Raw genomic sequence first — 19271 nt, forward strand, 5'->3', positions numbered from 1 at the left:
ATTTTGCTTAGCTGCACAATATGGAAAATTAGAATGCTATGAATACAACAATTTGAGTGAATACTTTATAAATGGAAAACATAAATAGTGGAATACAAAAATTATACAGATAAAAAGGAGAGAATTTACTATGTCACAATTTGCTGCCAAGGTAGATGCCAGGGAATATCCACCAAAGGATAAGCATGCCGTTATCTTTGATACTTTTGAGGGTTTGAAAAAGGGAGAAAAAATGGAACTCACCAATGATCATGATCCTAAACCCTTATATTATCAAATGTCTGCAGAATATACAGATCAATTTGAATGGGAGTATTTAGAAGAAGGGCCAGAAATATGGCGAGTAGCCATAGAAAAGAAATTATAGGGAAAAATGAAAAATAATAAAACCTCTAAATTATCATTGAATAATTTAGGGGTTTTTCTTTTTGAAAGAAAAGATTTTATCAGGCTAAGAAATATTCTTGCAAAAAACTTGACAAAAAATTTACTCTAATTTAAAATATGTAAGTAAGTACTTACTAATAAACAGGAGGTTATTATGGGAAATAAAGAAAGTCAAAAAAGAATAAGTAGAGAGGAACGACGAAAACAAATTTTAAATGCTGCCATGGTCGTATTTGTAGAAAAAGGATATAGCGGAAGTACTACAGCAGAGATAGCAAAAGCGGCAAATATTTCAGAAGTAACTTTATTTCGATATTTTTCATCAAAGCAAGAGATTTTTTTAGAGGGAATTAAACCTATATTGCTAAGCACTTTAGAAGAATCCATTGATGTCTCAAAGGACTTGAATTCCAGGGAAAAGTTGGAATATATTCTCTATGAAAGGATTCATTTGATATCTAAAAATTATAAAATAATCAAATTAATTCTCATGGAGGCACCTCTTCTATCCCAGTTGGGAAATGAAAACTTTATGGAAGAGATATTGGGAATGTTAAAAAGATTAATTGATCAAATGGGAGTATCCAAAGAAAAAGAAGAATTTATTTTAAGATTACTGATGGGTTCTATTTTATCCTTTCTTTTTATGCCTGACAGGAAGGAAGAGAGTATAAAAAATTATGTGGAAAAAATATCTACAATGATATTAAATCAGTTTAATCAATAGAAAATGGGGGCAGTATATGATGAATAGAATATTTCATGGGATAGGTAATCTTATTGAAAAACATCCTTTTAAAGTATTATTAGTGACCCTATTAATATTTGCCATCCTAATCGCAACTGGCGTACCTAGTATGGAGATGGCAACTGGGAATGAGACCCTGGTGAAGACGGACAATCCAGCCTTTATATCCAATAAAGAGATGGAAGATACCTTTGGAGGTGACTCTATACTGGTCCTCTTTACAGATGAATCTGGGAAAAAGGTATTATCCTTAGATAACCTGCAAAAGATGTGGAATATAGAGCAGAAATTCCAATACGAGGATAATCTCTTCTCCTTTATGAGCCCTGCAAGTATTGTACATCAAATGACAGAGGCTCAAAGTGGGAAAATAAAAGAAAACGCCCTTATCATAAGTGATGGATTGGATGAAATGGGGAATAAATTAACTGAAATAGGGACGGAACTAAAAAATAAAGAATTGCCAGATCCAAAGGCGGTCGAAGAGAAATTAGATAATTTGATGAGCCGCATGAATCCCGAAAGTATGATGAAGCAAATAGGCAATCAACAAGGCACCGAAATCCAGAGCAAGCTCCTAACCATGGCGGATGGATTAGGTGAAATGGGTGAAAAACTCATAGATATAGGCAGGGAACTGGGCAGCAAAGATGTACCAGATCCAAAAGCTGTAGAAAAAAAATTAAGTGATTTTTCCGAGATGACAAATGTATTTAACAAACTAATGGGTGGACAGGACAATTTAGGGGAAGGCGCAGGGCAATTAAAGGGAAATTTAGTGAATGCCGCCGATGGCCTAGAAAATATTTCTTCCCAATTAAATCAAATGGCAAATCAAATGGGAGATAATCCTCAAATGCAAGGGCAACTCACTATAATTTCTAAAAAGATTAAAGAAAGCTCCCAGGGGCTATCTACTATGTCAGAAAAGACTGGGATGATCACTGAGGGAAGCCAAAATACCTCGAAGACATTAGATCATATGAGCTCCCAATTAAAACAGCAAATTGATGAAATGAAAAAGGGTTTATCCGGTGGTATCTCTCCAGAAGAACTAAAGACGATGTCTGGTGGGTTTGTGACCATGGGAGAAAACTTGACTGAATTAAGCAAGGGATTATCCACCATGTCGGAGGGAAATGAGCTGCTCCCAGATGGATTTGCCGTCCTATCGGATCTAGGTCCTCAGCTGGAAAAAGAAATGGCTGAGATGAAGAAGGGGTTATCTGGAGGGATTTCTCCAGAAGAATTAAGGAATATGTCCGATGGGTTCGTGACCATGGGAGGAAAACTAAAAGAAATAGGTGAAGGTTTGCATACCTTCCATGATAAATCTGGCATGATGGTGCCCAACTTTCCACATAATCAAAAAGAGTTAGATACTATTTTATACGAAGAAGACGGAGTCCTTAGATCTATGTTTTCCGATGTAGTCATAGATGATCAAAACAGCCTAATGGTAATAAAATTGCAAGGAAATATAGGGGATGAAGCAAAGACCCAATTAGCAGAGGATATATCTAATGCCTTGGATAAGGAAGAATTTGAGAATGTCTCCTATGTGGTATCAGGAAAACCTGTATTAGATTCTGCATTAAAATCTGAAATGAGATCCAATATGGTAAAAATGATAGGGCTAGCTGTAATCATTATGCTCATCGTCCTGGCCATAGTTTTTAAAGTAAGATGGAGAATGCTAAGCTTGCTAGTTATTTTAATATCGGTAATTGCAACCTTAGGTTTAATGAGCATTTTAAATGTACCTATTACCATGGTGTCCATGGCAGTATTCCCTATATTAATTGGTTTAGGAATTGATTATTCTATACAATTCCATAACAGATATGAAGAAGAACTATCTGTACAAAGAACAGTAGGGCAGATGGGTACAGCGGTTGCCATAGCGGTGCTGGCCACCGTATTAGGATTTATCTCTCTCTATGCATCCCCTGTTCCAATGATTCAAGATTTTGGTAATATGCTGACCATAGGGGTTATTATAGCTTTTATAGGAAGCATTTTTATCCTTACGCCCATATTGCACCTGAGAGATAATATGGCAAAAAGCGAAAGAAGCGCAAAATCGGGTAAAACCCAGTCACCCTACAAAGAGTCCATGCTGGATAGATTGCTGCAATCCACCACCAAGTTAGTCTTAAAATTGTCTATCCCTATCCTCATTGCCGTGATAGGTCTTGCAGCCCTGGGCTTTGTGGTAGATGGAAATGTAGGAGTAGAAACAGATATTGAAAGCTTTATGCCCCAGGACATGGCAGCACTCAAAGACATCCATCAGATCCGGGATAAAAAGGGTTCTACGGATCAGATTGCCATATATATGAAAGATGATAATATATTAGCTAAGGAAAATCTCCAATGGATGCAAAGCAAGACGAAGGACCTAGAAGAAAAATATAAGAATATTGTCGTGGACGCAAAATCTATAGATGCTTTGGTAGGCAACCTTTCCTCCGAGGAAGATTTAACCACTGAAGAGTATATGGATATAATAGACAGTCTACCAGAGCAGCAAAGAGGTATGTTTATTAGTGAAGACGGAACCCAGTCTGTCATTCTATTAAATATAGAACATTTAGCCATTGGTGATCTACAAGATTTTGTTACGAATTTAAAAGAGGAAGTAAAGGATGCACCTATGGAAGTGGAAGTTACAGGGAAAAGTGTCCTAGATGTAGAAATGGTAAAAGGATTGACTTCTGGGAGAATACAGATGACCCTTATAGGCTTAGGCCTGGTGTTTGTGGCCCTTCTGATTCTATACAGAAATCTCTTTAAAGCATTAATCCCTATATTCCCGGTGGTACTGATCGTGGGAATGTCCAGTGGAATCATGTATCTGTTGGGCATTAAGTTTACACCAATCACCTCAACCCTAGGGGCGCTGGTCCTGGGCATGGGGACGGAGATGACAGTCATGCTGCTGGAAAGATATATTGAGGAGCGAAAGACTGGAAAGGATAAATTAGAATCCATGATGGTGGCCACCACCATGATAGGGAAAGCCATAGTGGCTTCTGGGCTTACTACAGTGGGTGGTTTTTCAGTCCTAATGGCATCAGAATTCATCATTCTAAAAGATTTTGGATTGATGACTGTAATCAATATCACCTTAGCTCTACTCAGTACCTTTATTGTTTTACCACCTACAATAACATTGTTTGATGGGTTCTTATTTAGTAAAAAAGAAAAAAGAGAAGTAGAAGGGCTGTCGCATTAGATAAAAAATGCGTCCTAGACTGCCCTTCTTATCATGAATAGCAACAGCTGGGTTAGTTAAATTCCGACTTGCTCCGTTTGGGGGTAAGAGTTTGTAAAATTTGCTTTCAGCAGCGTCAAAAACTCCCTTCGGTCAAACACTTGACTTAAAACGCTTCCAGCTGCATTAACAAACTCTAAACCCCTGCACTACGTCAAGTCTCCATTTAAATAACCCAGCTGATATATAAATAGTACGCTGTAAAATGATCTTCATGATAAGGCAAACCAAACATCTTGGGTTTTGCTTTTGGGTCTAAGACCCTTTATGGGATAACTATATTTATAACTCACTATTTAAGGGAAGCTGGACGAATTAAATGGAGATTTTGCTTTGTGAAGAGACCTAGAGTTTGTTAATGAAGGCAGATAGGCGCCTTAAGTCAAGTGTTTGAGCGTAGCGAGTTTTTGACGCTTGCCTAGATGGCAAATTTACAAACTCTTCGTCTCGAACATGGGCAAATCGGAATTTAACTCGTCCAGCGGACCACTATTAATAAGCAGAGTGGGGGCCTACGACGCATTTTTTATCTAATATGTCCTATTCCTCATAAAGTATATACTAAAAAAGGCTGTGCACTTATTATGTAGTGCGACAGCTTCAAACAAAGAAATATAGATTAGAGAAGATGGATATTCTGAAGCTTATTTCTTATAAGATGATTATCCTTTCCTTGCACACCAACAATGTTTTCAAGAATTTCTACAGGTGAGTTTTTTAGAACATATATTTCATGGGAAAGGGAGATAGCCTCTTCTATATCATGGGTAATAAATAACACCGTTCGCTTACTTTCAGTCCATAGCCTTTGAAAGGAGGAGAGCATCTCCTGCTTTAGTTTCATGTCAAGGCCCTTAAAGGGCTCATCCATAATGAGGACATTGGAAGGATAGGCAAAGGCACGGGCCAAAGACACCCTTTGGGCCATTCCACCGCTTAACTGCTCAGGTTCATAGTCCCTGAAACTTTCAAGGCCTACCATTTCAAGATACTTCAAAACAACTTTTTTTCTTTCTTGGATAGGGTAAACATCCTTTAACACAAAGTCTATACTTTCATAGACACTATACCAAGGTAGAAGCCGTGGCTCCTGAAATACATAGGAGTATACGGCGTTTTCTATTCCCGTAACCTGACCCTTCTGGGGAAAGATGAGTTTAGCCATCATGTTGGCAATGGTGGTCTTCCCCACTCCTGAAGGGCCCATTAGGCAGCTAATTTGATTTCTCCTAAAGGTAATATGAAAATTTTTTAGGATATCTAAATCATTATATTGAAAGGAAACATTTTGAAATTCAATCATAACGGATTCTCCCTATGTGTATCTATTTTAGAGGATTTTGTATCCAGTAGTCCCATAAGGGTTTTTTCGAAGAGGAAGCTTAGGATTACGATCATCACAGTCCATGCAAATAAATCCGGTACTTCCAAATATACTTTTGAATCATAAAGAAATCTTCCAATGGAGTATTTAGGTAGACTTAAAACTTCCGCTGCGGATGTCACTTTCCAGCCAATCCCTAATGCAGAGATCATGGCAGATTTTATATAGGGCAAGGCCGAAGGAAAATATACAGATTGAATCACCCTGAGCTTTTTTACCTGATACACTTTGCACATTTCTAGAAGTTTTTTATCGGTATTTTTTATCCCCATCACTGTATTTATCCATAGAATAGGGAAACCCATGAGAAAGGCCACAAATACGGGTACATGGGTATCTTGAAACCATAAAAGAGCAATGATGATAATAGACATTACAGGTACAGTGCGGAGAGTGCTAATGAAGGGATTGAATAAGTCATATAAAAAGTCATTGATTCCGCAGAAATACCCAAGAACGATTCCCCAAAAGCAAGACAATATAAATCCAAAAATGGTCCGATAGGAGCTAAATAATATGGTCCTGTAGGTATCTTTTATAAACAATAAGCGATAGAAGGCTTTACATGTGGAAAAGGGAGAAGGGAGATAGATCTCCTGATTGATTCTCCCAGCGACTATCTCCCATATGAAAACCCAAAATAATACTATGAATACTTTCTTAAATTTACTCCGAATAATAGAAATCTTCATCAGGCAAATTTCCCCCTATTGAAGCTGGATTGGCATCCAATAATATTTTATAGAAATGGTTTATGCTTTCTTTTTCATCCTTGGCAAGCTTGTAGGTTATGCCAGAGTGAGGAATGGCTTTTTCTACTAAAGCTGCACTGGGCATAATATCATTTTTTTCTACCAATACAGATGCATCGGCAGGATTTTCGTTTACCCAATTTACAGAAGCCTCATATTGCTTTAGAAACTCGGAGACAAATTCCTTGTTGTTTTGGGCAAATTCTTTATTTACAATGATGGCTCCAGTGATCAGTTCACTTTCTCCTTTGGTAGCCTTTTTCCACTCCTCATTTAAATCCATAAGTATTTTGACATCTGGATTTTTCATGGTCACTTGGGTAACAAAAGGCTGGGGCAAAAGAGCAATTTTGGTATCCCCAGCAATAATGCTTTGGGCAAGGCTTGCATGATCTAAGGCATAATCTAGCTCAACCTTATCTTGTAGTCCATTTTCCTCTAAAAGATAATTCATTGCATAATCAGGGGTAGAACCCTTACCACTCATTCCTAAGGTTTTTCCTTCTAAATTCTGTAGGGAAGAAATCTCTTCACTACCTACGATATATAAATTTCCTATCGTATTTAATCCCATAATTTGTACTGCACCTTTTGTTTTATTGTATAAAACAGAAGCCAAGTTGATAGGAACAGAGGAAATCTGTATATCCCCATTGATAATTTTTCCCGTTAGGCTATCTGGAGCACCTTCGGCGATGTAGTCTACCTTATATTCATCACCATTTAAAGTTTTTTCATCTATCATTTTAATCATACCTATGGAAGTGGGCCCCTTTAATCCCGCGATAGTCACCTTTGTAGGTTCTTCTGGTAGGGACTTCACAGCTTCAGTAGGCGTACCTTCATTTGATTGTTTTGAAGCACAACCTGAAAATAAAAGGCTAAATGCCAATAGGAATACCAAGAATAAATTCATTTTTTTCATTTTCTAACCTCCAGTAAATAAGTTTTTTAGAAAGATAACTTTTTATATCCAATCCCCGAATTTTTCTAAGCTTTCTAGGAAAAACCTTAAGTTTAGATTTGACATTATCTTAACATCCCCAGTACAATAATTCAAGAAAAAGGCTGTTTGAAGTAGGAAATTGATAGCTAGGCTTATTGCTTGCCCCCTTTAATCATGATATTATTGTAGCATTATAGAAAGGAGTTTAATCATGAATTTTAATCATAAAGAATGGTTTACCATTCCTAATATTTTATCCTGTGCTCGTATTATTCTTATCCCTATTTTTATATCTAGCTATATTCATGCAATGAAATCAGGAGATTATTATATCCCTGGAATGATTATTATTTTATCAGGATTAACAGATTTACTAGATGGATTGATTGCACGAAAATTTAATCAGATTACTGAATTGGGAAAGGTTCTCGATCCCATTGCAGACAAACTAACCCAGGGGGCCATTGTGTTCACCTTAATGTTTCGCTATAGAAAAATGTGGATATTAGTGGCACTATTTATGATAAAAGAACTTTCTATGGCTATTAACAGCTTTATTCTATTTCGTAGAGGAAAGAAGCTGGATGGATCTCTATGGTTTGGAAAGCTTTCAACCACAGTTTTTTATGCAACCATGACCGTCCTCATTATATTTCCCAGAATCAGTCTTGCCACCACCCATCTCTTAATGGGTATTACAGGAATTTTTCTATTATTATCCTTTGTTATGTATACTAAAGTATTTTTAAATATGCATCATTCAGATACTCAAGGGAATAAAAAGCTTATCTAAATATCAAAAAATCGGAGTATAAAGCAAAAAGCTTTATACTCCGATTTTTTGTATTGATGAGGTGGATCATTTCTATGGGGCGTGGAAAAAATTCTTGCCTTGTTTTTTTGTTTATTTATATGATTTTTAACCTTATAATAGACTTATTAATACAAAAGGGTGATGGTATGAATCATTTAATCAATATATTATTAGTAGAAGATGACGAATCCTTAAATAGAGGGATTAGCTTTACATTGAAAAAAGAAGGGTATAGGGTTTTTTCAGCAACTTGCCTAGAGGAAGGCAGAAGGATATATAATGAAGAGAATATTCATCTTATTGTACTAGATGTAGGATTACCTGATGGAGATGGATTTGAATTTTGTAAGGAAATCAAGAAGTCATCGGATGTTTTCATTATATTTCTCACCGCTTGCATCCAAGAAGTAGATATTGTTACGGGTTATGATTTAGGGGCTGATGATTATATACCCAAACCCTTTAGTCTCATGGTTCTTATCTCTAAGGTTAATGCAGTTTTAAGAAGAAGGATTACAAATAGAGAAAGTCAGAAAATCCAATGCAAGGATATCACTTACTATCCGAAAACCATGAGAATATATAAAAATAATGAAGAAATCTTTCTATCAAAAGTAGAATTTAAATTATTTAAATATTTTATGGACAACCCCCAACAAGTAATTTCTAAGGAACAGTTCTTCAGCCAATTATGGGACATAGAAGGGGATTTTTTAGATGAAAGTACCCTTCCAGTAAATATTAGAAGACTCAGGGAAAAAATTGAGGATGACCCCTCTAAACCTAAATATATCAAGACTATTCGGGGCATAGGATATACATGGACGGAGAGGTGTATTAGACAATGATTCTTAGAAAAGAACCCGCTATAAAAAAAGCCTTTATTATTCTAGTCGTAGGTATTACTTTTATTACTTTAATGATAATTTTAAATAATTATTTCTTTATCAGTCAATTTGAAAATGGAGGGATAAAGATAAGTGAAGGTCCTGGGAGTCAATTTTTATGGAGAAGTATTGTCCCCATGCTTTTGGTTATTGCATTAAATGTTATTTTATTTATATATGTACTGAAACAGATCATAAATAAATTAGAAAAGATGTCCCTAGCCATTGATAGAATTATGGATGGGGATTTTTCCATTATTTCAAATGTGGACCAGGAAGGTATTCTATCTAGGCTGGAATCTCAATTTTATCAAATGTCTAGAAGAGTACAATTAAGCATGGACAATATCAATACGGAAAAAGAAAAGGTAAAATCCCTAGTTACCGATATTTCTCACCAAATCAGAACCCCCTTGGCTTCCATAAAGATATTTAACTCCCTATTAATTCAAGGAGGATTAGAAAAACAAGAGGAAGAGGAATTTTTTAAAAGAACAGAAAATGAAGTGGATAAGCTGGAATGGTTGGCCAATTCCCTAGTTAAAATATCCACCATGGAATCAGGTATTATACAACTTAAAAAAGAGAAAGAGAATATTAAAAAAACTATACTGGAGGCTGTGAATGGGGTTTATCTGGATGCTTTAGAAAAAAACATAGAGATCAACATAAATAACCTAGAAAGCATTTATATAGACCATGACACCAAATGGACCAAAGAGGCCATATTTAATGTTTTGGATAATGCCATTAAGTATACTCCTGAAAATGGACAAGTTCACATTTCCCTGGAAAAATTAGAAACCTATATAAAAATAGATATCCAAGATACGGGGATTGGAATCCCACAAAAAGATAGGGGAAAGATTTTTGAACGATTTTATAGAGGACAGGCAGAAATCATAAAGAAAGCTGAAGGCTCTGGGATAGGGCTATACCTTACTCGGAAAATAGTGGAAGAACAAGGGGGAGGGATTATGGTTACCTCTAAAGAGGGACAGGGAAGCAAATTTACTTTACTCTTCACATGACAAAACTGTCAAGAAGATGAAATGGTTTTGTAAACTACAGATGCTATCCTTGAACAAAAGGAGGTAAGCAAAAATGAAAATATTAGAAACCAAGGCATTAAAAAAATATTATGGAAAAGAGTCCAATTTAGTAAAGGCTTTAAATGGAATAGATTTATCCATAGAAGAAAGGCAATTTGTAGCCATTGTAGGTTCCTCTGGCTCTGGGAAAACTACTCTGCTTCATATGATGGGAGGCCTGGATAAACCCACTGATGGACAAGTCTTTATCGATGGGAAGGATATCTACAAAATGAAGGATGAAAATTTAGCCATATTTAGAAGAAGGAAAGTGGGCTTTGTTTTTCAGTCCTATAATTTAATTCCAGTATTAAATGTATGGGAAAATATTACCCTGCCCTTAGAATTTGACTTAAAGGCCATAGATAAAGAGTTTGTGGAAGAACTTATGAAAACCTTAGGGATTTATGATAAGAAAAATGCCCTTCCCAATCAACTATCTGGGGGACAACAACAGAGGGTAGCCATTGCAAGAGCCCTTGTTACTAGACCCTCTATCGTCCTTGCGGATGAACCCACGGGAAATCTGGATTCCAAAACCAGCTTAGAGGTAATCAATCTTTTAAAACAGTCAGTGAGAAAATATCATCAAACCCTAGTCATGATCACCCATGATGACAAACTAGCCCAAATGGCAGACAAAATAATAAGAATTGAAGATGGGAAGTTGATGAGCAAGGGGGAAGACCTTTGCTAAGATATACAAAAATTGGGTGGAAATATATCAAAGAATATAAGAAAAGATCTATTGCCATGGTATTAAGCATTGCCCTTAGTGTCTTTTTGGTAGTGACCATAGGTTCATTATCTGAAAGTGCAAGGGTACTACAAGTGGAGGATATGAGGCAAAATGTAGGTAAAAATCATGTTTTTTATCGAGGGTTAAATAAAAGTCAAGTTAATCAAATCAAGAAGGAAACCAAGGTAAAAGAAGTGACAAGCCGTTTTTCCTATGATACTTGGAAAAGTACAAATGGTGTAAAAGTAGATATTTCATGTGGAGACGAAAAAATTTTATATATGCTAGACACCGAGATCTTAGAGGGGAAATATCCAACTAAGTCCAATGAAATTGCCATGGAGAAATGGGTTTTAGATAGATTGGATTTATCCCATGAGCTAAACAAAGCCATCAAATTATCCTCAAAAGAAAATGGAGAAAAAGAGTTCATCTTGGTGGGGATTATTAAAAATAGACTCCATAGCCAAAGCCATGATTTTCGCGATGCCTTTATGGCCTTTGATGAGGGGAAATTAGCTGATGGTGAAGGTTCTGTAGAGACTTTGGTAGAGCTTCAAGAGGGATTAAAATATAAAACTGAGGCAACAAAATTAGGAAAAGCTATAGGGATTAAAGAAAAAGAACAAATAGAACTCAATGAAATGCTCCTGGAGGCCATGGGAGAACTTAATGCGATAGACTGGAATTTAGTGAAAATTTCTTTACTGCTTACTGTGGTAGGAGGAATGGTTATTTATAGCCTTTATAGTATTTCGGTATTAAAGAGGGTACAGGAATACGGAATGATGAGAGCCATATGCAGCACAAAAAAGCAAATTCTATATGTGATCTTATCAGAAATATGTATGGTATATGTGATAGGTGCGTTATTAGGTATATTTACAGGAGTATTTTTGACCTATTCCCTCAAAGGAAGTGCCATGGCAAGCTTAGTGACAGAGGCAAATTATCGGTTAGATATCATCATTATTTCAAGTTTTGCTATTAAACTAGCGATGTTATCCACCTTCGGTTCTATACTCTTGGCGGGATTAAGGGGAGGCATTTTAGCCAATCGAGTAACTCCTATAGAAGCCATGAATAGAAGTACCCAAGATAAGAAGATCAAATTAAGGGTAAAGAAAAGTTTTATTGAAAGATTTATGACCATGCCCCAAAAAATATCCTATAAAAATATGAAAAGAAATAAAAAAGTTTTACTCTTTACCATAATCGCCATGGCCATAGGATCTACCTTTTTTATGGTTCAATCCTTTCAAGAGGAGTTAAATACAAGAAGTATAGAGGCATTGAAAAGCATTGGAGATAAATCCCCCTGGTGTGATTTTCTTTTGAATATCGATATGGATCAGCCCATGAAGGAAGGTTTTAGCCAAGAAGAATTGGAAGAAATCGGAAAACTACCCCAGGTGGACAACATATCCTCTGCACAAATTGCTTATTCAAAACTCATTTTAAAGAAAGAACAGTTAAACAAAGCAAATGCTGAAAACTATATCCATTTCATGAATAAAGAAGGTTTTCCAAAACCCCTTGTAGGAGACTTCTCCTTCGAAGGAAATACCAAAGATGAAGTCATCATCAGAAATACGGTATCTGGATTATCTGATAAAGATTTGGAATATCTAAGGAGAACCTTTAAAATATTGCAAAATGAGGAAATCGATACATGGAAAATGAAAGATGAAGCCCTAGCAGTCATTCATATTCCCAAAACCAAAAAAAATGGAGTTCCCTATGATGAAAAAGCTAAGGGGCAATATCAGCCGGTACTTAATGTGAAAATTGGGGATAAGATTAAATTGTCTGTACCAAAGAAAGGGTATGGTGAAGGTATAGACAATAAGGAACTTTTAGCAGAACATAAACAATATGCTTCTCAATATTTGGAAAAGGAATTTACCATAATAGGGATAGTGGAGGAGTTGCCAGACCAATATAGGGATCAAAGTGTAGCAGGGACTCTAATAGCACCTTACCTATTGATATCAGAAAATATGTTTAAAGAAATATCTGGGATCGACAATTATCGGGCAGTGAGGATAAACTTAAAAGAGGATACCCATCAACAAGATTATAAAATAGTTAAAAAAGAAATTCAGCAATTGTCAGAGCAATTCGAGGATACCTTATTCGTGGATGCTTATGATTATCGACTGGAAGAAGAAAAGTCTATCGTCACCGATGATCTGCTCAAAAGCTCCATAGCCATTATCTTAATTCTCATTAGTGGGCTAAGTATATATAACAACATTAATTATAATCTCATCTCCAGAATAAGAGAGCATGGGATGATGAAAGCTATAGGACTCACGAAAAAACAATTTAGGAGAATGATAAGGTTTGAGGGATTGATGTATGGAACTGTATCGGCTATATTCTCCTGTATCATCGCCCTAGTGATTGAATTAGGTATTTTTATCTATAAAGGATATATCTTTCCTCTCTATGTGTGGCCTTTTCCATTACCTATAAAAGAATTTTTCATCGAATGGAAATCCTTTGCCATAGTCATTTTGATTAACTTAGCCCTAGGCTATATCGCCACAATAGGCCCTAGAAGGCAAGTGGATAAAATAGAAATAACAGAAGCCATAAAAGCTGTTGAATAGTGACAGAGGCACGGCAGAGAGGGTGACAATTCTTTCACAGTGTGATGGATCGAATGTCATTTTAAGGAAATAATTTTTATAATAAAGAATAGTAAACTTGGAGATGAGTAATTAAGTAACCAAAGAAATCTAGGCTTGACCTAGATTTTTTTTGGTTATAATTTCCTTAAAAAACATGCTATACTATTGATAACAATAGATAAAATAGGAGATATCTTTTCTAGAAAACAAGAATTTAAAAAATGAAATGGTCTCGAAAATTTTTATAAATGAAATTACGATTATAATATTGATGATATTTAAATAGTTAAGAAAATAACCAAGGTTATTATATCGGGGGGAATTTAAATGTATACATATAATAAGAGTATACCTTCATTAAAGGAAAAAAGTGGGGACCAAAATAAAGAGATAGAAAGAATGAGATTTATATGTAAACAGCTTGATGCAGTTATTGAAAATTCCTATGATGGAATTTACATAACTGATGGAAATGCCAACACAATTTTAGTCAATAAATCCTATGAAGAAATAACCGGTGTTAAAGGGAAAGATATGCTAGAAAGAAATATGAAAGACATCGTAAAAGAGGGCATCATTTCTCAATCAGGAACATTATTAGTATTAGGAAAAAAGAAGCCTGTGACAATAGAACAAACCTTTAAAAATGGCAAAACGGTATTAGTATCTTCTAATCCAGTATTTGATGAAAAAAATAATATTAATATGGTCGTGACCAATGTTCGGGATATCACTAAATTAAATGAATTGACAGAAAAACTTGTTAGGAATGAGGAAATAACAAAAAGGTATCATTCTGAAATTGAGTCAATTAAATCACAAGCCCGTAGATATTCAAAAATAATTACCGAAGATAAAAATATGTTAGAAATAATAAGAAGAGCCAAAAAGGTTGCATCTATGAATTTAACAACTCTATTATTGGGGGAATCTGGGGTTGGTAAAGAAGTTATAGCGAGATATATATATGAAAATGGGAATCGACGAGACAAGTATTTTTTAAAAGTAAACTGTGGAGCCATACCTGTAAATCTTATAGAAAGTCAGTTATTTGGATATGAAAAGGGAGCCTTTAGTGGAGCAGATAAAAGAGGTAAGATGGGTATTTTTGAAACAGCCAATGGAGGAACAGTTTTTTTAGATGAAATAGGAGAACTTTCTTTAGATATGCAAGTTAAATTTTTGCGGGTACTACAAGAAAATGAAATTGTTAGAGTTGGAGGAACAAAGCCCGTCAAAATAGATGTAAGAATCATAGCTGCTACCAATAAAAATCTACAGGATATGGTTAAAAGAAAGCTGTTTAGAGAAGATTTATACTATAGATTAAATGTTGTACCCTTAAATATCCCTCCCCTTAGGGAAAGACCAAAGGATATTCCATTATTAATTGAACATTTTCTGAATCAGCTAAATCTAAAACTTGGATTTAATAAAAAGATAGATGAAAATGTTATTAAAATTCTTACGAAGTATAATTGGCCAGGGAATATAAGAGAGCTTAAAAATATAATTACAAGACTTGTAGCTATGAGTAATTCAGATTTAATAACGCCTAGAGATTTACCCGTTGAAATGGATCTTTCTTTAACCATGCCACAAGTTGAATTTTCAACCTGTGGTATAAATTTAGATAAATTAATCAAACAGTATGAAAAAAATATTATGGATAGAGCCTATGAGAAATTCAATAATGTAAGAGATGCAGCAAATTATTTAGGAATGCATCCATCTACTTTCGTAAGAAAAAGAAAAAGATATAATTGTATTTAAGTTGCATTAGTGCATTTGTTGCATAAATGCAACAAAATGATATATTCATCATAGAAGTATTGGTTTATACAAAGCTAATCTCAATTTAGTTGCAAAAATGCAACTAGATTGAGCCAATAGCTTTTTTTATTTACTCATAATCGTTAAAAAAATGTCCATAAAAGGCCTGATATTCTGAAAAATAGCCCTTTTAAAAAGAATGGCATAGATATTGCAACTTTCTTTAGGTAGATCTAAATTAACTCATTGTGCTAGTTAAACTTCGATTTGTCGCAGTTATTCGGCTAAGGGTTTGTAAATTCTGCTATATAGGCAGCGTCAAAAACTCGTTTCACTCAAACACCTGACTGAAGACGCCTACCTAGCTTCATGAGCATTCTCTAACCCTTTGAATAAAACAAATCTCCATTTAACGAGCATAACAGGTTAAATTAATAAAATGAAAGGATGATATTAATGGCTTTGATGACAGGAGAGCAATACGAAGAGAGTTTAAGAAAATTAAACTTACAGGTTTATATGTTTGGTGAAAAAGTAGAAAATGTTGTAGACAATCCAATATTACGTCCTTCTATGAATTCAGTGAAAATGACCTATGAATTAGCTCAACAACCAGAGTATGAGGATCTAATGACAACCACATCGGCAATTACTGGCAATAAAATTAATCGCTTTAATACTATTCATATGAGTACTGAGGATTTAGTCAAAAAAGTAAAAATGCAGAGACTACTAGGGCAAAAAACAGCTTCATGTTTTCAAAGATGTGTTGGAATGGATGCCTTTAATGCCGAGTACAGTACTACCTATGAAACCGATAAAAAATATGGAACGGAATATCACAAAAGATTTAAAGAATTTATGAGGTTTGTAGAGGAAAATGATTATACTGTAGATGGCGCAATGACAGATCCAAAGGGGGATAGAGGATTACCCCCAAGCAAACAAGCAGACCCAGATCTATATCTAAGAGTTGTGGAAAGAAGAGAGGATGGAGTGGTTGTCAGAGGAGCAAAATGTCACCAAACCGGCATGACAAACTCTCATGAGGTCTTAGTTATGCCTACCCAAGCCATGAAGCCCGAAGATAAAGATTATGCCATTTCTTTTGCAGTACCAACAGATACAGAAGGCATTATTATTATTGTTGGTCGTCAATCCTGTGATACGAGAAAACTAGAAGAAAATGCAGATATGGACTTAGGAAACAGAGAATTTGGTGGAATGGAAGCACTGGTTGTCTTTGATGATGTTTTTGTTCCCAATGAAAGAATTTTCTTAAATGGTGAAACAGAATTTGCAGGGATGTTAGTAGAAAGATTTGCTGGTTATCATAGACAAAGTTATGGTGGGTGTAAGGTAGGGGTAGGAGATGTTTTAATCGGCGCCGCTGCTCTTATAGCAGAATATAACGGAGTACCTAGGGTTTCCCATATTAAGGATAAATTAATTGAAATGACCCACTTAAATGAAACATTATATTCTTGCGGAATAGCTTGTTCATCAGAAGGGTATCCAACAGAATCAGGAAATTATATTATAGATCTTTTACTTGCCAATGTATGCAAGCAAAATGTGACTAGATTCCCCTATGAAATTGTAAGATTGGCTGAGGATATCGCAGGAGGACTTATGGTCACCGCACCTTCTGAGCAGGATTTAAGAGATGAAAAAGTTGGAAAATACGTAGAGAAATACTTAAAGGGTGTAAAATCAGTGTCAACAGAAAATCGCTTAAGAATTCTACGATTAATAGAAAACTTATCCTTAGGAACAGCAGCTGTAGGCTATAGAACTGAGTCAATGCATGGTGCTGGTTCACCTCAAGCCCAAAGAATTATGATTTCTAGACAAGGAAACCTAGAGCATAAGAAAGAATTAGCAAAAACAATAGCCAATATTAAAGAATAGCATTCATTCATCACAATATCCCATGGCCTGACGAAAGGAGCATAGTACAGATGTTAAATAAAATTGAAGAGGTAATTAAAAAAGAAATAAGACCTTACTTATTAAGCCATTACGGAGATATGGAGGTAGTATCTTATCATAATGGAACCCTTTACGTGAGGCTATTGGGGCATTGCCAAAATTGTCCATCTGCTGAATTGACGGCTCAAGATATCATTGAAAGTAAATTAAAAGAATATATTCCAGAGATTAAAGAGGTTATTTTAAATAAGGATATAAGCGAAGATTTATATACATTGGCAAAGGAAATATTAAATAAAAAAAGCAGGAGTAAAGATGAATATATGTCTTAAATATTGTGGGGGATGCAATTCAAGATATGATAGAAATAAAGTAATAGAGCAATTAAATAAAAAGTTTAGCAATATTAATTTTGTTACAAATTTAGATCAGGACGGAGTGTGTGATTTTGTCATTGTACTATCTGGTTGTCCAAGCTCATGTGTAAATCACAAACATCTGAATGGAAGATTTGGGAAAATGATAATCAGAGACCTAAAAGATTACGAGGATCTAGAATCTAAGTTAGAAAAAGTAATAAAAAAGGGGGCTGCAAAATGAGTTGGCAATCCATTTATAAGGAAAAATTACTTTTAGCGGATGAAGCTATACAGTACATTAAACCCAAAGATAGAGTTGCGGTAGGTCATGCTGTTGGGGAACCATCTTTTATTCTTGATGCAATGGTTAAAAATAGAGAGAGATATTCAGATGTGGAAATAGTACACTTGGTACCCATGGGAAAAGCCGAATATGCACAAGTGGGTATGGAACCTTATTTTAGGCATAATGCAATTTTTGCTGGTGGAGTAACAAGGGATGCTATACAATCGGGAAGGGCAGATTTTACTCCTTGTTTCTTTTATCAAGTTCCCAAACTTTTACAGGAGAGTATTCCTGTAGATGTTGCTTTGATCCAATTGTCTTCTCCCGATGAACATGGATACTGTAGTTTTGGAGTTTCAAATGATTATACAAAGCCTGTGGCTGAATCAGCTAAAAGGGTAATTGCAGAAATAAATGATCAAATGCCAAGAATATTGGGAGACAATTTTATCCACATATCAGATATAGATTTTCTTGTAGAAAACTCTCATCCGGTTATAGAATTACCGCCTGCTAAGATTGGAGAGGTAGAAAAAGAAATCGGAAGATATTGTGCTTCTTTGATAGAAGATGGTTCTACACTTCAATTAGGAATAGGTTCGATTCCGGATGCCGTTCTTTTATGTTTAAAAGATAAAAAGGATCTAGGTATACATTCAGAAATGATATCTGATGGAGTAATTGAATTGGTAGAAGCTGGAGTAATTACAAATAAGAAAAAAACTCTTCATCCAGGAAAATCGGTAGTCGCATTTTTAATGGGGAGTAAAAGATTATATGATTATGCAAATAATAATCCTTCTATAGAAATGCGCCCGGTAGATTATGTTAATAATCCCTTAATCATTATGCAAAATCATAAGATGGTATCCATTAATTCTTGTGTACAAGTAGATTTAATGGGGCAAGTGGCTTCGGAAAGCATTGGACTGAAACAGATTAGTGGAGTAGGTGGGCAAGTTGATTTCGTGAGAGGAGCAAGTATGGGATTGGAGGGTAAGTCAATAATAGCAATACCTTCCACTGCTGCTAGAGGGAAGGTTTCCAGGATAGTGCCTTTACTAGACCAAGGAGCTGCAGTGACAACTTCTAGAAACGATGTAGATTATATCGTGACGGAATATGGAATTGCTAGACTTAAAGGCAAAACCCTTAGAGAGAGAGCAAAAGCTTTAATAACCATTGCCCATCCGGATTTCCAAGGCGGCCTAATTAATGAATATGAAAAAAGGTTTAAAGCTAGATTTTAAAACAGGGGGG

The 19271-nt window shown here is 35.3% G+C and carries 16 protein-coding genes; 13 read left to right on the forward strand and 3 right to left on the reverse strand.

Annotated features, from left to right (window positions below; genetic code table 11):
• Nucleotides 1-130 precede the first annotated feature (130 nt).
• The 3 genes from NSA47_RS11565 (at nt 131) to NSA47_RS11575 (ending at nt 4373) form a co-directional block, all read left to right on the forward strand.
• On the forward strand, nt 131-367 hold the full coding sequence (locus tag NSA47_RS11565; protein ID WP_257532145.1) for a DUF2249 domain-containing protein: 237 nt from the start codon (nt 131-133) through the stop codon (nt 365-367).
• Between the two features lie 174 nt (nt 368-541).
• Nucleotides 542-1114, forward strand: a complete 573-nt coding sequence (locus NSA47_RS11570) for a TetR/AcrR family transcriptional regulator (RefSeq protein ID WP_257532147.1) — start codon at nt 542-544, stop codon at nt 1112-1114.
• A gap of 19 nt (nt 1115-1133) precedes the next feature.
• Nucleotides 1134-4373, forward strand: a complete 3240-nt coding sequence (locus NSA47_RS11575) for a hydrophobe/amphiphile efflux-3 (HAE3) family transporter (RefSeq protein WP_257532149.1) — start codon at nt 1134-1136, stop codon at nt 4371-4373.
• A gap of 658 nt (nt 4374-5031) precedes the next feature.
• On the opposite strand, the gene NSA47_RS11580 is transcribed toward NSA47_RS11575, so the two are convergent.
• The 3 genes from NSA47_RS11580 to NSA47_RS11590 are packed head-to-tail and all read right to left on the reverse strand — an operon-like array spanning nt 5032 to nt 7473.
• A complete protein-coding gene (locus NSA47_RS11580; RefSeq protein WP_257532151.1) occupies nt 5032-5715 on the reverse strand; it encodes an ABC transporter ATP-binding protein in 684 nt (227 codons plus the stop codon).
• A complete protein-coding gene (locus NSA47_RS11585) occupies nt 5712-6488 on the reverse strand; it encodes an ABC transporter permease (protein WP_257532153.1) in 777 nt (258 codons plus the stop codon). The genes NSA47_RS11580 and NSA47_RS11585 overlap by 4 nt, the downstream gene beginning before the upstream one ends.
• A complete protein-coding gene (locus NSA47_RS11590) occupies nt 6463-7473 on the reverse strand; it encodes an ABC transporter substrate-binding protein (RefSeq protein WP_257532154.1) in 1011 nt (336 codons plus the stop codon). Before NSA47_RS11590 ends, NSA47_RS11585 begins: the two co-directional genes overlap by 26 nt.
• A gap of 232 nt (nt 7474-7705) precedes the next feature.
• Between NSA47_RS11590 and NSA47_RS11595 the strand changes: the two genes are divergently transcribed.
• From NSA47_RS11595 to NSA47_RS11640, 10 genes are all read left to right on the forward strand, one after another.
• A complete protein-coding gene (locus tag NSA47_RS11595; RefSeq protein WP_257532157.1) occupies nt 7706-8287 on the forward strand; it encodes a CDP-alcohol phosphatidyltransferase family protein in 582 nt (193 codons plus the stop codon).
• 167 nt (nt 8288-8454) lie between these two features.
• Nucleotides 8455-9156, forward strand: coding sequence for a response regulator transcription factor (locus tag NSA47_RS11600; RefSeq protein ID WP_257532159.1), 702 nt, complete (start codon nt 8455-8457; stop codon nt 9154-9156).
• The gene (locus NSA47_RS11605; protein ID WP_257532161.1) at nt 9153-10226 is read left to right on the forward strand and encodes a sensor histidine kinase; all 1074 of its coding nucleotides are present in this window, start codon (nt 9153-9155) and stop codon (nt 10224-10226) included. The genes NSA47_RS11600 and NSA47_RS11605 overlap by 4 nt, the downstream gene beginning before the upstream one ends.
• A 73-nt stretch (nt 10227-10299) precedes the next feature.
• On the forward strand, nt 10300-10983 hold the full coding sequence (locus NSA47_RS11610) for an ABC transporter ATP-binding protein (RefSeq protein WP_257532163.1): 684 nt from the start codon (nt 10300-10302) through the stop codon (nt 10981-10983).
• The gene (locus NSA47_RS11615; RefSeq protein ID WP_257532165.1) at nt 10977-13640 is read left to right on the forward strand and encodes an ABC transporter permease; all 2664 of its coding nucleotides are present in this window, start codon (nt 10977-10979) and stop codon (nt 13638-13640) included. Before NSA47_RS11610 ends, NSA47_RS11615 begins: the two co-directional genes overlap by 7 nt.
• A gap of 348 nt (nt 13641-13988) precedes the next feature.
• The gene (locus NSA47_RS11620) at nt 13989-15434 is read left to right on the forward strand and encodes a sigma-54 interaction domain-containing protein (protein ID WP_257532166.1); all 1446 of its coding nucleotides are present in this window, start codon (nt 13989-13991) and stop codon (nt 15432-15434) included.
• Nucleotides 15435-15890: 456 nt separating this feature from the next.
• On the forward strand, nt 15891-17345 hold the full coding sequence (locus NSA47_RS11625; protein ID WP_257532168.1) for a 4-hydroxyphenylacetate 3-hydroxylase family protein: 1455 nt from the start codon (nt 15891-15893) through the stop codon (nt 17343-17345).
• Between the two features lie 50 nt (nt 17346-17395).
• Nucleotides 17396-17698, forward strand: coding sequence for a NifU family protein (locus NSA47_RS11630; protein ID WP_257532170.1), 303 nt, complete (start codon nt 17396-17398; stop codon nt 17696-17698).
• Nucleotides 17682-17966 carry a hypothetical protein gene (locus NSA47_RS11635; protein WP_257532172.1) on the forward strand — a complete coding sequence of 95 codons (285 nt, stop codon included), beginning with the start codon at nt 17682-17684 and terminating at the stop codon, nt 17964-17966. Before NSA47_RS11630 ends, NSA47_RS11635 begins: the two co-directional genes overlap by 17 nt.
• Entirely contained in the window at nt 17963-19261 is a 1299-nt protein-coding gene (locus NSA47_RS11640; RefSeq protein ID WP_257532174.1) for an acetyl-CoA hydrolase/transferase family protein, read from the forward strand. Before NSA47_RS11635 ends, NSA47_RS11640 begins: the two co-directional genes overlap by 4 nt.
• Nucleotides 19262-19271 lie beyond the last annotated feature (10 nt).

The sequence above is a fragment of the Irregularibacter muris genome (genome assembly GCF_024622505.1).
GTDB lineage: Bacteria > Bacillota > Clostridia > Eubacteriales > Garciellaceae > Irregularibacter > Irregularibacter muris.

Excerpts from the sequence above, each read along its gene's own strand:
- NSA47_RS11565 (WP_257532145.1), top strand. The coding sequence starts at position 131 with ATGTCACAATTTGCTGCCAAGGTAGATGCCAGGGAATATCCACCAAAG.
- NSA47_RS11570 (WP_257532147.1), top strand. The coding sequence starts at position 542 with ATGGGAAATAAAGAAAGTCAAAAAAGAATAAGTAGAGAGGAACGACGA.
- NSA47_RS11575 (WP_257532149.1), top strand. The coding sequence starts at position 1,134 with ATGAATAGAATATTTCATGGGATAGGTAATCTTATTGAAAAACATCCT.
- NSA47_RS11580 (WP_257532151.1), bottom strand. The coding sequence starts at position 5,715 with ATGATTGAATTTCAAAATGTTTCCTTTCAATATAATGATTTAGATATC.
- NSA47_RS11585 (WP_257532153.1), bottom strand. The coding sequence starts at position 6,488 with ATGAAGATTTCTATTATTCGGAGTAAATTTAAGAAAGTATTCATAGTA.
- NSA47_RS11590 (WP_257532154.1), bottom strand. The coding sequence starts at position 7,473 with ATGAAAAAAATGAATTTATTCTTGGTATTCCTATTGGCATTTAGCCTT.
- NSA47_RS11595 (WP_257532157.1), top strand. The coding sequence starts at position 7,706 with ATGAATTTTAATCATAAAGAATGGTTTACCATTCCTAATATTTTATCC.
- NSA47_RS11600 (WP_257532159.1), top strand. The coding sequence starts at position 8,455 with ATGAATCATTTAATCAATATATTATTAGTAGAAGATGACGAATCCTTA.
- NSA47_RS11605 (WP_257532161.1), top strand. The coding sequence starts at position 9,153 with ATGATTCTTAGAAAAGAACCCGCTATAAAAAAAGCCTTTATTATTCTA.
- NSA47_RS11610 (WP_257532163.1), top strand. The coding sequence starts at position 10,300 with ATGAAAATATTAGAAACCAAGGCATTAAAAAAATATTATGGAAAAGAG.
- NSA47_RS11620 (WP_257532166.1), top strand. The coding sequence starts at position 13,989 with ATGTATACATATAATAAGAGTATACCTTCATTAAAGGAAAAAAGTGGG.
- NSA47_RS11625 (WP_257532168.1), top strand. The coding sequence starts at position 15,891 with ATGGCTTTGATGACAGGAGAGCAATACGAAGAGAGTTTAAGAAAATTA.
- NSA47_RS11630 (WP_257532170.1), top strand. The coding sequence starts at position 17,396 with ATGTTAAATAAAATTGAAGAGGTAATTAAAAAAGAAATAAGACCTTAC.
- NSA47_RS11635 (WP_257532172.1), top strand. The coding sequence starts at position 17,682 with ATGAATATATGTCTTAAATATTGTGGGGGATGCAATTCAAGATATGAT.
- NSA47_RS11640 (WP_257532174.1), top strand. The coding sequence starts at position 17,963 with ATGAGTTGGCAATCCATTTATAAGGAAAAATTACTTTTAGCGGATGAA.